This window comes from Campylobacter showae (genome assembly GCF_963515975.1).
Taxonomy (GTDB): domain Bacteria; phylum Campylobacterota; class Campylobacteria; order Campylobacterales; family Campylobacteraceae; genus Campylobacter_A; species Campylobacter_A showae_F.
Genome location: NZ_CAUPZM010000003.1, coordinates 12,368 through 25,961 on the forward strand (window position 1 = coordinate 12,368; position 13,594 = coordinate 25,961).

Consider the following 13,594-nt stretch of genomic DNA (forward strand, 5'->3'; position numbering starts at 1 on the left):
AATTTATTTTGGATTTGTGCGCCCACGCTATTTTAATTTTGACGCTAAATTTTTGCTTTTGCTATCAGTTGTAGCAGGCCATTTTCTTACTTAAGTCAGCTTATCATCAAAATGGCAGCACGGCAGGCATAGATCGGCACACGAGCGGTGCGGGCTTTAGATGAGCTTTTCGCCACGCCCTGCCCTAGCTACCTGCTATGCCGTGCGCAATTTTCAAATTTAATCGCAAGCTTACTCTGTCTCAACGCCCATTAAAGCAACAAGCTTTATTTGCCCGCTCGCCTCAACGCAAATTTTTTAGATACTGGCACGCGTTAAATTCTCCGAGCTTGCAACCCCTGTCGTAAAGTTCTTTGGCGGTGTTTTTATTCTTTTCTACGCCCATGCCCTTTTCGTACGCAAAGCCCAAATTTGCGCATGCTAGCGCGCTAGCGCCCGAGCAAGCCCGAGTAAAAAGCAAAGCGGCTCTTTCGTAGTCTTTTTCCACGCCCTCGCCCTTAAAATAGCAAACCCCAAGGTCGGCGCACGAGCCAACGTGTCCGCGCTCGCAAGAGGCCGCATACATCTGCGCCGCCTTTGCCGCGTCCTTTTCTACGCCGTCGCCTAGTGCGTAGCTTAGAGCTAGATTGTAGCACGCCGTTTCCTCGCCTAGTTTGCAGGCCTTGCTAAACAACTCATTCGTCTTTTTGCCGTCGGGATAGACGCCAAGTCCCTTGCCGTAGCTATACGCTAGGCTCGCGCATCCCTCGCCTACGTCTTTTTCGCAAGCTTTAGCAAAAAGCTCATTGGCCTTTTTGTGATCTTGCGCCGCGCCTTGTCCGTTTTGATAAAGCAACCCCAGATACACGCAGGCTTTGTCAGTGCCCAGCCCACAAGCCTTGTCGTAGTATCGCACGGCTTTTGTAAATTCTTTGTCAAATTCGTAAAAATAGCCAAGTCCAGCGCACGCCATCGCGTTTTCCTCACCGCCTTTCTTGCAAGCGAGTTCTAAATTTTTAATCGCGTTTGACAAACTCTTGCAAACCTCCTTGTTTCCCTTCTCGCACTCATCGCGCAGATCGGCTAGCTCGCCTCCAAAAGACAGCGCCGCAAAAAATATGAACAAAACCAAACGTCTCATAAGCTCAAATTTCCTTTCAAAATTTTATAAATTTACCGCCGTAAAGCGTCGAAGCCAAAATGCCTGAAGTATAAATTTAAAAAGATTAAAATTCAAATTTAGCTAAAATCGCTATCAAAAAGGAGCGTAAAATGATTTTTGAAGACGAGCTGATTTTTATCGAGCGCGAAACAAGCGAGATACCGTGGGTAAAAATTTTTACCAAAACGCCGTTTAAGGAGCTAACAGACTGCGACGAAGCGACGCAAAAAAGGGTTTTTGAAGCGGTTTTGACGACCGAAAAAGTAATGAGAAAATTTTATAATCCAACCAAAATAAACATCGCAAGCTTTGCCAACTACGTGCCGCGCGTGCATTTTCACGTGATGGCGAGGTTTGAGAGCGATAGCTTTTTCCCGGAGTCCATGTGGGGTAAAAAGCAGCGCGAGGGCGAGCTAAATTTGCCAGATTTTGCAGAATTTTCTCAAATTTTAGCACGCGAGCTAGGCAAAACACGTGAATAAAAAAATACTTCTAACGCTCGCGATCATCGTAGTAGCAGGCGTTTTGGCGGTTTATAAAGCGCGCTGGGACGAGCAGACGCAGACGGAAAATATCAAAAAATTTCTCGACTTTCAAACGCAAATTTTAAATAAAAATATCGAAGAGGAAAAACTCTCCGCGATGACGGTGGCGGCGCTACTAGCGCAAAACGAGCACGTAAAAAAATGCATGAGCCAAAACGACCGCCGGATGTGCCTAGAGACGCTTGGCGAATTTACCAAAACGCTAAGCAAGGTGCCGATTTACCAAAATGCCAAATTTCACATCCATACGCCCGAAATGAGGAGTTTTGCTAGGAGCTGGATACCGATGTATGACGACGATCTAACGAACTTTCGCCACCTGCTAGCCGAGGCTAAAAACGGCGTAGCCGCAGGCATCGAGGTCGGTCGCGCGGGAGTTTTCATTAGGTCGGTCGCTCCGATATTCGAGGATAAAAAGATGCTCGGCAGTATCGAAGTGCTGCTTGATTTTAAGCATTTGAGCGACTTTTTCTCGCAGCAAGGGCTTGATCTTTTCGTATTGCTCGACGCCGGCGGCGATCTGCCCTATCAAAACAGCAGCGACGAGGGCATCATCGAAGGCTTTCATTTCGTAAATAAGAGCTACGCAAATTTAAACGTCTTGCCGATGCTAAAAGATATCAAATTTAAAAGCGGCGGATTTTATCAGACGGATTCGCACGCCTTTACCGTCCAGCCGATGAACGACGCAAAGGGCGAGCGCGTGGGCTACTTCGTGATTTATTTTAACTCGGACTCAAAAGAGCGAAATTTAGCAAAACTCGGCGTTTGGTTTGATTAGTCAAGCAAGCTTTTTGAGTATGGCGAAAATTTGTAGGTAAAGACGCTGCCTTTGCCCAGTTCGCTTTTAACGCCGTACTCTACGCCGTTTTTCACGCAGATGCTTTGCACGATGTTTAGCCCCAAGCCAAAGCCGCCCTGCACGCCCTCGTCTCTAACGTAGCGTTTCCAAATTTTACTCGTATCTTTTATGCCTTCGCCCTCATCCTCGACTACGAGCACGATTTTGCCGCTTTTTTCAAAAAGGCGCAAATTTATTATCCCTCCTTCGCGGCTGTATTTTACGGCGTTACTTAGGTTGTTGTCGATTAGTCTGCCCGCCTCTATCTTGCTCATGAAAATTTGCAAATCAGGCTCGATGAAGTCGTAAATTTTGATATTTTTCGCCATCGCGATACCGCGCATATACCGCGCTCGCTCGAGGCAAAATTCGCTCAAATTTAAAATCTCGGGCGGAAATAAAATATATCCGCGCTTGATGTAGTACTCGGTGTCCTCGTATGTAACTTGCATCTGCTTTAGAGCCGAGCGCATGCGGGTGACGTATTTGTTATCAAGGCCTAGCATCTCAAGGTTTATACCGATGACGCCCAGCGGCGTTTTTAGCTCGTGCATCGCGTCATTAAAAAAATTATTCATATATTTTTTAGCGTCTTTATATGGCTTTATCCCGCTAACAAACGACAAATAAAGCGCAAAAAATACGACCACGAGCGCAAACGCTAGAGTTAGAGCCGCGACGAATAAAATCCTAGCCGCGTTTTGCTTTTTGGCTAGCACGAGATAATAAAACTCGCCGTCCGCGCTAAAATAGGTCTTGTAAAAAAGATGGCCGTTTTCTTGGCGGGTGATAAATTTTAAATCGCTCGGGCGCGCGTCTAAATTTGAGACGATTTGCTTTTCTTTGAGATCAAAAACGCCGTATCTATATGTGAGCGAAATAGGCAAAGTCTCGTTTTTATCGAGCGCTTTGCGGATTTTACCCTCGTACTCCAGTAGCTCGAACATATTTTTTGAGTATTCGTCTTTGGAGCTTAAATTTATAATCTCGTAGCTTTGAAATATAAACAAAGCCATGATGATAAAAGTAGCTAAAATAGGGATTTTAAGATTTTGAAACATCTATCTTATAGCCTAGTCCGCGCGATGATTTTATAAACTCGGGAGTCGTTTTTTGACGGATTTTTAGTATGTGCATGCGCACGTCGGCGGGGTCGATCTCCTTGTCGTTCCACACCTCGGCGCGCAGCCTTTCGATACCGACAAAGCTATTTTTATGAAACAGCAAACACTCGATGATGTCGAATTCTCTCATACTTAACTCAACCGGCTCGCCTTTAAATTTAAGCCGCTTTTTGGCGGTATCGAGGCTAAAGTTTTCATCGATCGCGATCAAGTTTTTATCGTCTCTGCCGTGATATTTTCGCATTAGCTCGTTTACTCTAAATTTTAGCTCGGCTAGCTCAAAGGGCTTTTTTAGATACTCGTTACAGCCCAGCTCGTATCCGACCGCCATATCGTCTATATCCACGAGCGAGGTCATTATCATGATAGGCGCGTCATAGCCGATATCTTTGGCGTATTTTATCACCTCGTGTCCGCTTATATGCGGGACCTTGATATCAAGGATCAGCAGGTGATAAAAGCCCGCCGCTATCTTATCGCAGGCTACTTTGCCGTCTGGCGCCTCATCGACCTCGTAGCCTAGGCTTTCTAGGTATTCGCTAACGCTCTCACGATATACGAAGTCGTCTTCAAGCAGTAAAATTTTCATAAATTCTCCGAATTTTATCGCAATATTTTAAGGGAGATGATAGCTAAAAATGATTTTGGATCGTCTGAATTTAAAAAGGCCCGGCGAGTTTACCGAGCCTAATGCGTATAGTTTAGCCTAAATTTCACGCGCCCGTGAAAACTTGACCGGCATAAACTATATAGTATCTTAGCATCACGACGCCGCAGATAACTACAAGAGAGTTTGCTATGATGTAGCCCACTCTATAAGCGTGATTTTTAAGAGCCGTTAGCGCTATGGTGATAGGGGTCAAAAGTCCGATACCCACGACGCCTATCCAAAATATTAACGCATATTGTCCGGTGCTTAGAGCTTGTTTTGCGGCGACCGCGCTAGCTCCGCCCTCGAAATATAGTCCCAAAAATAGTATAGCTATAAGCGGTATCTCGAAAAGTACGGCGCGCAAATCCATAACCAAAAGATACTTCACGTTGTCTTCGTTAAGAAGGTGTTTGAAGCACAAAAGTCCGACCAAGATGTTTGTCGCTACACCCGAGCTAAAGCCTGAGGTTAGGAACAAGATCGGTAGAATCGGCGTGTTCCAAAGCGGAAGCTTCGTAATCGCGCTAAGCAAAAAGCCCGTATATATACCCACGCCGATCGCAAGGCCGAAAAGCGCCATCTCGACTATCTTTGAAAGAGGCGCGAAAGAGCGAATCAGCCTAGAAATAGGACGTAAAATCGCTAGAATTTTATACTTTTCTATCTCTTCTTCAAAAATAATCACCGCAAAAAGATAAGCCAGCGGCGTATAAAGTAGCAATAACGCAACGCCGATAGACATAACCGAACCAAAGTTATACTTAATCAAAATCCAGTAAAAACTAAGCGGTTTGCCAAGGTCAAGCACCAAAAGCGCAAGGCCCACGGTAATCGTTATAGGAGCCACTAGAGCGCCCGCCTTTACCATCGCGTCCCAGATACTGCCGTCTTGTTTTTTGTGGTAGTTCCACTTAACAAGCAATGCAACCATCATCGCGCCTGCGGACAAACCCGCTAAAAATAGATAAACCGCTATCGGCCACGGCCAGTAAATTTCATTATATTGCGCTACGCTTCCCCACATATTATTCATGGCTTCCTCCTTTGCGGTTAGCTATCATAGCAAGCTTAGGTTTGGTTTTAAGCTCGGCTTTAGGATAGTAGTGAGTTTTGGTATTTAAAATTTTACTTACTTCGCTGTTTGGATCGTTTATATCGCCAAACGCCAAAGCATCGGTCGGACAAACGGTCACGCACGCAGGCTGCTCGCCTACGCTGACTCTAGTTTCAAAGCAAAACGTACATTTGCCTATCTCGCCGGTTTTTGGCTCGACGTAGCGAGCGTCGTAAGGACAGGCTAGGATGCAGTATTTGCAAGATACGCAGGTAGAGTGATCTAGCAGCACGATACCCTCAGCCGTCTGAAAGCTAGCTCCAGTAGGGCAAACCGCCACGCACGGAGCGTCCTCGCACATCACGCAGCTGTGTCTGCTAAAGTCGGTTTTTAAATTTGGAAATTTGCCCTTTATCTGCGAATGGACTTGAAGTCTAAAAACGCCTCTAGGCACTTCGTTTTCGCTCCTGCAAGCCACCGAGCAAGCCTGACAGCCTATGCAGAGGTTTTCGTCATGTATCATTCTATACGCTTTTTTCATCTTTTTTCCTTTACGCTTTTATTATCTTGACGCCGACGTTTCGTACCATCGTAGAGGCGACGGGGCCGATCACAGAGGGATCTAGCAACTTGCTTTGATTAGTTCCCACGCCGTTCGTACGCTTTAGTCCCGCGCTTTCGTGACCGAAACCGTGATAGACGAAAAGCGTATCCTCCCTGATGCCTTCAGTCAGCATCACGCTTGCTTTTTCTTTTGCGGTTTTGCTTTGCAGGGTTATTTTGTCGCCATCTTTTAGCCCGTATTTTTTCGCGGTATTAGGGTGTATCCAGACGGGCGCGCTACTCATCAGGTCGTTTAAAAATTCGACGTTTTGCGTGTGTCCGTTGGTATGTATCGGCGTTTTGCCGCTCATTAGACAAAGCTCCTCGCCGAAAAATACATCCATGCCCTCGGAATTTAGACAGCCGTACCCAGGAAACTGTTTTTCCACTTTTTCACTAAAAAGCTCTATTTTGCCGCTTTCGGTTTTAAATTTTACCTGCGACTCCATAAGCCCGTCTTCGCCCACAAACTGCGCCGCGCTAGGAAATTTTTTAGTAAATTCTTTTACACTATCTTTTTCTCTAAACAAAATCCCCGGCACCTTCCAAGTGACGTAACCGTCTTTAACCAGCTTAGCCAAAAGCTCGGCGTTTCCCTTTACTTGCCGCATTCGCCACTCATCCATCGTATTTGAAGTATATAGCTCGTCTATTTTCATCCTGCGGGCTAACTCCCTAAAGATATCGTAGCCGTTTTTAGTATCGCCGACTGGATCTACGACCTTATTTCTTATCATATATGCGGGTTTTAGGCCGGATTTATCCTCGATGCCTTCGTCGCGCTCCAGATAGGTACTCTCAGGTAGTATCACGTCCGCCCATATCGCGAAATCGCTCATATAAATGTCCGAACAAACGATAAAGTCAAGCTTTTTAAGGCTTTCTATCGTAGTTTGCGTACCTGCGACGTTTATAGGATGATTAAATCTTATGCTAAACCAGCCTTTTACCGGATAAGGCTTTTCGCTTAATATAGCTTGCGGAATTTGCATCAAAACGCCGTGACTCCTGCCTACGAATTTATTTACCCCGTCCTCGCCGGCACCGTCTATCCTAGGGGTTTTAGGCACTTTTATCGCGGCATCCGGGTTCGTGATCTCTGGGATTAGCTCTTCTCCCGCTAAAGTATTATATAGCTTAGCCTTTTTGCCGCCGAAAATTCCGCCCTTTTTCTCCCAGTTGCCCATCATCGCATTTGCGGTCATTATAGCTCTAGTGCGGATATATTCGGCTCTAGTAGTAGTCGTGTTGTGACCGAAGTCGATGATGACCTTAGGCGCGGCTTTCCAGATTTCGCCAGCGATTCGTTCAACCGTTTTGGCGGGGATGCCCGTGATATTTTCTTGCCACTGCGGCGTCGTATCTTTGGTCGCTTCTACGACTTTGTCAAATCCGATCGTAAATTTTTCTATAAATTCTTTATCGTACGCGTCGTTTTTTATCCACGTATGGATGAGGGCTAAAACAAATGCCAAATCGGTTCCCGGTTTTACGGGTAGCCACTCGTCGGCCTTACCCGCCACGACGCTAAAGCGCGGATCTAGTACCAGTAGCTTCACGTCCTCTTTTTCAGCTGCTGCGGCTAGCTTTTTGGTGTCGCCTATTACGATGCCTTCAAAAAGATTGTGACCGAAATTTACGATATATTTTGCATTACCAAAGTCTCTTTTTAGCTTCGCATCGCCGTACATATGCTCGCAAACCATCTGATAAGTGATCGGGCAACAGGAGAAGTGGGAAAAGCAGTTTGGCGAACCGTATGCGCTAGCAAAGGTCGTCATTAGCTTGTGCGTTTGGCTTGATTTTGCCGTAAATACAAAGCTCTCGGGACCGTATTTTTCCTTGATCTCGAGCATTTTTTTAGCGACTAGATCTAGCGCCTCGTCCCAGCCGGCTTCGCGCCATTTGTTTTCGCCGCGCTCACCTACTCTGATGAGAGGCTTAACAAGACGCTGCGGATCGTAAAGCTGACTGTGTCCGCTGCCGCCTCTAGCGCATACGGATGTCGCCGTACCGCCTACTTTGCCGTTGCCTTGGATGAAGACGGTTTTGCCGTCTACGACCTTGGCCTCGATAGGACAGCGAGAAGAGCACATCTCGCAAAAACTATAAACGGTCTTATCGCCGCCTTCTAGCGCTTTGGCGCCGACGGCGCCTAAAGTACCGGGCGCGTAAGTCATAGCAAGCAAGCCCGTGGCGGTGGACGCTTTTAAGAAATTTCGCCTCGAAGTATCCATTTTTTCTCCCTTTTTGAAATAAATTTGATGAAATCTTAAATAATCAATGTAAATTATACGTAAAATTTTTATATCAATATAAATTTTAATTGATAACAAGTATCCGTTTTCTAGGGAAATAATTTAAATTTAACTTCAAATTTGTCGAATTTACAAATATCAAATTTTGACGTATGATGATATTTGAGCCGTCGTTTGCTTAAATTTGTAATTTAAAAATAATTCTTGCGATTTTCGCCAAAAAATTATTTTAATTTTATTTGTATATAATTCGCGTATTTTTTTAAAAAGGCAAAATTAATGAAAAAGCAAATTTACATCATTCACGGCTACGACGCCTCGCCGCAAAGCCACTGGTTTTCTTGGTTTAAAGAAAAGATGCGCGGACTTGCCGAGGTAGAAATTCTAAAGATGCCAGACCCGCAAACGCCAAAGCTAAACGAGTGGCTAGAAACGATGAAGCAAAACGTAAATTTAGGCGAAAATTCATTCATCATCGCTCACAGTCTGGGCACGATAACTAGCCTAAATTTCCTCAGCGATTTTACAAATTTGCCCAAATTCGGCGGCCTAGTCCTTATCTCGCCGTTTGACGAGCCGATTGAGGAATTTGCTATATTAAATGAATTTTGCGAGCCCAAAATCGACTACGAAAAGATAAAATCGGCGACGAATTTTATAAAAGTAATAGCCGCAAAAGACGACTATATCGTGCCTTGCGAGCTTAGCCTAAAGGTCGCTCGAAATTTAGGCGTAACGCCAGATATCTTTGAAAATGGCGGGCACTTTTTGGGTGCGGACGGCTTTAGCGAATTTGAGTTTATATTAAATTTATTTAAACTTAAAGACGAAAAATTATCATAAAATAATAACTAAAAAGTAAGATTATTTAAAAAAAATTACTATAATGTGCATTTTGATTTACTAAATTTATGTTCAAGGATCTGTTTTGAGCGAGTTAAAATCCCTATTTTTCAGTATGACGTCGGCCGTCGTGCTACTTGTTATATTTGCCATCGGTAGCGGCGCAGCGACGATAATAGAAAGCTACTACGACACAAAAAGCGCGTGGGCGGCGGTTTACGGAGCGAGTTGGTTTGCTTTAGTTCAGGTGCTTTTAGGCATAAATTTGGCTTACAATATTTTTAGATACAACCTTTTAAGAAAAGAAAAACTACCTGTTTTGATATTTCACGTTAGCTTTTTGTTTATGCTTTTAGGCGCGGCGATGACGCGATATCTAGGCTTTGAGGGCAACATCCACATCAGAGAAAACGAAACCTCAAACGCGGTATTCGGATCCGTTTCTAGAATAGAAATCGCAGCCGAAAAAGACGGTCAAATTTACTCAAACTCAATCCCAAAACAAATCACTTCCGTCGGCTCAAACGACTTTAACTTGCCGCTTGAAATCGCGGGGAAAAAAGCAAATTTAACCTTTGACGGATACTATAAAAAGGCCGAAACCGAGTACTACGAAGCCGAAAAAGGTGAGCCGCTCGTTAGGCTTGCGGTCTCAAGCCCGGACTCAAAAGAAGAAATAAGCCTGCAAGCCGGCGAAACTCGCGAGGTGGGCGGCGTTAGCTTTGCATTCGATGCGCAGCCACTACTTGAAAATTTCGTCAAAATCGAGCTAAAAGAGGGCAAATTTTATCTAACTTCAAACCAAAATATCGGCTACTTTACGATGGCGACAAATGAAAAAGGCGAGTACGAAAAAGACCAAGCGACCGAGTTTTTACCGATGCAGCTCTATACGGTCACGGACGTAAATTTCGTTCCAAAATCATTGCTAACCAAAGCAGCCAAGCGAGTCGTGAGCAAAAACGGCGAATACGACGCATTGGTGGCAAATTTGACGTTTGACGGACAAACTCAGCAGCTCATGCTCTATGAAAACAGCTACATACCTGCTAAAGCTAAGATCGACGGCGTGCTTTTTAACGTTTACTGGGGCTCAAAGATGGTCGAACTTCCTTTTTCGTTAAAACTTGAGGACTTTGAACTTAAACGCTATCCGGGTTCAAATTCGCCGATGAGCTACTCTAGCGACGTCATCGTCGAGGACTCTAGGACCGGAAACTACCCGTATAAAATTTATATGAACCACGTACTAGATCACGACGGATATAGATTTTTCCAAAGCAGCTACGATCAAGACGAGCTTGGCACAGTACTATCAGTAAACCGCGACCCAGGCAAGATTCCGACCTACGTCGGCTACTTTTTGCTAGGACTAGGACTATTTTTTAACGTCGTAAATCCACGCTCGCGCTTTAGAAAACTAGCTAAAATGATAAACGAGGACGCCGTGAAAAAAGTCGCCAGCTTCGCGATAATCGCCTGTTTTGCGGCATTTACCCCAAGCAAAACTTATGCGGTCGATAACGCTAGAAATATCGACGCAAACCATGCTAAAGAGCTTTCGACGCTAATCATCCAAAGCGCCGACGGCAGAATGAAGCCTTTTGACACCGTAGCAAGGGAAATTTTAAACAAAATCCACCGCGGCGATACACTAGACGGCCTAAATGCAAACCAAGCCATACTTTCGATGATGGTAAACGCCCCGTACTGGCGCGACGTGCCGATAATCTACGTCGGAAATAAAGAGCTAAAAAAGCTAATCGGCATAGACGAAAAGGCCAAATACGCAAGCTATAACGACTTTTTTGCAAGCGATAAAGACGGTAAAATCATCTACAAACTCAACAAATTTGCCGAAGCCGCAAACCGCAAAACTCCGGGCGAGCGCGGAACATTCGATAAAGACCTGCAAAAGGTGGACGAGCGTCTAAATATCCTTTATATGGTGTTTATAGGCGAAGTCTTTACGATGTTTCCAAAGATGGATGATCCAAACAACAAATGGTACGGTATAGCTTCGGCTATGATATATCTTCCTAAAAACGAGAGCGAGCCGATCGGCAGGATGCTAAGAAGCTACTTCACTAGCGTTGCCGAAGCTACAGAAAACAACAACTGGCGCCGTGCAAATCAAGCTCTAGCCGAGATAAAAACCTATCAACAAGAGCACGGCAAAGCGGTCATCCCAAGTGAAAAACGCGTCGAGATGGAGCTGTTTTTTAACGAATATAAAATTTTCGAGTCGCTAACGCCGATATATCTTTTGGCAGGGTTTGGGCTTTTATGCTTCGTGTTTGCCAAGATGGCAAAACCTAAACTAAACATCAAATGGCTTTTTGGTATCGTTTACGGCGTAAATATCTTGGCGTTTTTACTACACACTTTCGGCATCGGCATACGCTGGTATATCGCCGAGCATGCACCGTGGAGCAACGCCTACGAGTCGATGATATATATCGCTTGGGCGCTTAGCTTATCAGGTCTCGTGTTCTCTCGCCAAAGCCCGATAGCCATGGCGCTAACATCGATTTTAGCGGGCGTTACGCTATTTGTCGCACACCTTAGCTGGATGGATCCACAGATCACTACTCTAGTGCCGGTACTTCAGAGCTACTGGCTAACGATCCACGTTTCAGTCATAACAGCTAGCTACGGATTTTTGGGACTTTGCTCGCTACTTGGTATGTTTACGCTCGTGCTCTTTGCTCTGCAAGGCGGCAAAGAGCATAAGGAAATTTCGCGAAATATCCTAGAGGCCACGCGTATAAACGAGATGGCGATGATACTGGGTCTTAGCCTACTTACGATGGGCAACTTCCTAGGCGGCGTCTGGGCGAACGAAAGCTGGGGTCGATACTGGGGCTGGGATAGCAAGGAGACGTGGGCGCTTGTTTCTATTTTAGTTTATGCGGCGGTTTTACACATCAGATTTATCCCTAAGCTAAACAGCCAGTACGCATTTGCCGTTACTTCGATGTTTGCTTATTGGTCGATCATAATGACCTATTTTGGCGTCAACTTCTACCTAAGCGGCATGCACTCGTATGCTGCGGGCGAGCCGATACCGGTGCCTACTTTCGTATGGGTGGGCGCGCTTTTGATGGTCTTGATCACGGTTTTGGCGTATTTTAGAAAGCCCGATAAAACAGTAAAATTATAATGAATCAAACCCTCATAATAGCGATTTTGGCGGCGATTTTTTTAATAATCGTCGCCGCGCTAATTTTTCTCGTCGTCAAATTTAAACACGGCGACAAAACCACTCAAAATGCTCCCGCGGCAAAAGAGGAAAAAGAGCTCACCCTGCAAGATCTAATCGACATCGCCGGCAATCCAAAAAGCGATAAAAACGATCTTTTTGTAGCTTTAAAAATTTTCGCCGCTTCGTTTAAAATCCCGTCCAAACAAAACGGCAAAGCCCCAAGCGATGCAAAAGCTTATCTAAATTTCATCACGATTTTGGCCTCTCACAAAAACGCCGACGCAAAACTGATAGCCTTTATGAGCAACGAGCTAAAAAAGAAAAATCCCGAATACGTAGCCGAGATAGACTACTACGAACAGCTTGGAACCTCGCAAAGAAAGAAGTAAATCAGGCGTCAAATTTAACGTCGCCGTTTGATTTTTAAGCAGACGATTTTATTTTTACCCAAACAAATTTGACGCAAAAGTAGCGCTAAAAGGCAAATTTAAGCCAAGAATCAAAAAAGCGCCTTGGCTTTGAGAGCCGCTACGATTTTATTTCACAAACGGCAGCTCAAATTTAATCCACTCGTAGTCAAGTCCGATCTTCGTCACGGCCTCGTAGCAAATCGCGCTAAGAAGCCCCGCAAAAAGCCCAGCGACCATATCGTCGCCCATCACGCCAAGCCCACCCTTGACATCCCTATCGATGCGCCCGATCACAGAGGGTTTCCAGATATCAAAGAGTCTAAAAAAAGCCACCGAGAGCGCAAACTGCACCGCCGTAGCGCCGCTGATAGATATCGCCAACCAAACGCCCGCAACCTCGTCTATCACGATGCTGCCGTGATCGTGCACGCCGGTTTTTACCTCGTAGTCGTCGATAATCTTTATGCTATATAAAAAAAGGCAAATCGAAACCAAAAATAGCGTGGAAGCGGGCAAGATCGTCAAAATCCCAAATGCCGCGACCGCGCCCGCTAGCGAGCCCACCGTGCCGGGAGCTTTGGGGCTTAGGCCGGCGCCGAAAAACGTTAAAAATAACCTTTGCATAATTTTCCTTGAAATCAAATTTAAATCATAAACGGCGCATTTTTACTCGCCGATTTTTAGTGCGATTTTAGCAAATTTAGCTTGCAAATTTCAAAATTCGGACGTCAAATTTGTACCAAGCTCGGATATTTTCAAATTTAGAGGCACGAGCCGCTAAATTTGAAGCAAAAACGCAAATTTTATCCAGGCTTTTTAGCCCTCAAATTTTGACTGCAAGCATACCCACGCCCTGCGCAAAACCCGCACTTTTAAAACGTCAAATTTGACGCCAAATACGGCACGACGTCTCTTGCA

At 45.1% G+C, this 13,594-nt stretch carries 12 protein-coding genes; 5 read left to right on the forward strand and 7 right to left on the reverse strand.

Annotated elements, in window-relative coordinates; all coding sequences use genetic code 11:
• Window positions 1–283 precede the first annotated feature (283 nt).
• A complete protein-coding gene (locus tag RWM02_RS01480; RefSeq protein ID WP_314068665.1) occupies window positions 284–1,120 on the reverse strand; it encodes a tetratricopeptide repeat protein in 837 nt (278 codons plus the stop codon).
• A 131-nt stretch (window positions 1,121–1,251) separates the two neighbouring features.
• Between RWM02_RS01480 and RWM02_RS01485 the strand changes: the two genes are divergently transcribed.
• Window positions 1,252–1,623, forward strand: coding sequence for an HIT family protein (locus RWM02_RS01485; RefSeq protein ID WP_314068667.1), 372 nt, complete (start codon window positions 1,252–1,254; stop codon window positions 1,621–1,623).
• Complete coding sequence (locus RWM02_RS01490) at window positions 1,616–2,467, forward strand: cache domain-containing protein (protein ID WP_314068669.1); 852 nt, start codon at window positions 1,616–1,618, stop codon at window positions 2,465–2,467. Before RWM02_RS01485 ends, RWM02_RS01490 begins: the two co-directional genes overlap by 8 nt.
• On the opposite strand, the gene RWM02_RS01495 is transcribed toward RWM02_RS01490, so the two are convergent.
• The 5 genes from RWM02_RS01495 to phsA form a co-directional block, all read right to left on the reverse strand.
• Window positions 2,464–3,588 carry a sensor histidine kinase gene (locus RWM02_RS01495; protein WP_314068671.1) on the reverse strand — a complete coding sequence of 375 codons (1,125 nt, stop codon included), beginning with the start codon at window positions 3,586–3,588 and terminating at the stop codon, window positions 2,464–2,466. The two genes, RWM02_RS01490 and RWM02_RS01495, sit on opposite strands and share 4 nt — an antisense overlap.
• A complete protein-coding gene (locus RWM02_RS01500) occupies window positions 3,572–4,240 on the reverse strand; it encodes a response regulator transcription factor (protein WP_314068672.1) in 669 nt (222 codons plus the stop codon). Before RWM02_RS01500 ends, RWM02_RS01495 begins: the two co-directional genes overlap by 17 nt.
• A gap of 124 nt (window positions 4,241–4,364) precedes the next feature.
• Window positions 4,365–5,336 (reverse strand): NrfD/PsrC family molybdoenzyme membrane anchor subunit, encoded by a 972-nt coding sequence (nrfD, locus tag RWM02_RS01505; RefSeq protein ID WP_004321539.1) that lies wholly within the window; start codon window positions 5,334–5,336, stop codon window positions 4,365–4,367.
• On the reverse strand, window positions 5,329–5,898 hold the full coding sequence (locus RWM02_RS01510) for a 4Fe-4S dicluster domain-containing protein (protein WP_122871089.1): 570 nt from the start codon (window positions 5,896–5,898) through the stop codon (window positions 5,329–5,331). Before RWM02_RS01510 ends, nrfD begins: the two co-directional genes overlap by 8 nt.
• Before the next feature lie 10 nt (window positions 5,899–5,908).
• Complete coding sequence (phsA, locus tag RWM02_RS01515) at window positions 5,909–8,197, reverse strand: thiosulfate reductase PhsA (RefSeq protein ID WP_314068673.1); 2,289 nt, start codon at window positions 8,195–8,197, stop codon at window positions 5,909–5,911.
• Between the two features lie 300 nt (window positions 8,198–8,497).
• Here phsA and RWM02_RS01520 point away from each other — a divergent pair, with 300 nt between their 5' ends.
• The 3 genes from RWM02_RS01520 to RWM02_RS01530 all read left to right on the forward strand — a co-directional run bounded on the left by RWM02_RS01520 (window position 8,498) and on the right by RWM02_RS01530 (window position 12,655).
• Window positions 8,498–9,061 carry an RBBP9/YdeN family alpha/beta hydrolase gene (locus RWM02_RS01520; RefSeq protein ID WP_314068674.1) on the forward strand — a complete coding sequence of 188 codons (564 nt, stop codon included), beginning with the start codon at window positions 8,498–8,500 and terminating at the stop codon, window positions 9,059–9,061.
• Window positions 9,062–9,146: 85 nt separating this feature from the next.
• Window positions 9,147–12,224 carry a cytochrome c biogenesis protein CcsA gene (locus RWM02_RS01525; protein ID WP_314068676.1) on the forward strand — a complete coding sequence of 1,026 codons (3,078 nt, stop codon included), beginning with the start codon at window positions 9,147–9,149 and terminating at the stop codon, window positions 12,222–12,224.
• On the forward strand, window positions 12,224–12,655 hold the full coding sequence (locus tag RWM02_RS01530) for a fatty-acid--CoA ligase (protein ID WP_314068678.1): 432 nt from the start codon (window positions 12,224–12,226) through the stop codon (window positions 12,653–12,655). Before RWM02_RS01525 ends, RWM02_RS01530 begins: the two co-directional genes overlap by 1 nt.
• Before the next feature lie 147 nt (window positions 12,656–12,802).
• Here RWM02_RS01530 and RWM02_RS01535 read toward each other — a convergent pair whose 3' ends face one another.
• On the reverse strand, window positions 12,803–13,300 hold the full coding sequence (locus RWM02_RS01535; protein WP_314068680.1) for a phosphatidylglycerophosphatase A family protein: 498 nt from the start codon (window positions 13,298–13,300) through the stop codon (window positions 12,803–12,805).
• Window positions 13,301–13,594 lie beyond the last annotated feature (294 nt).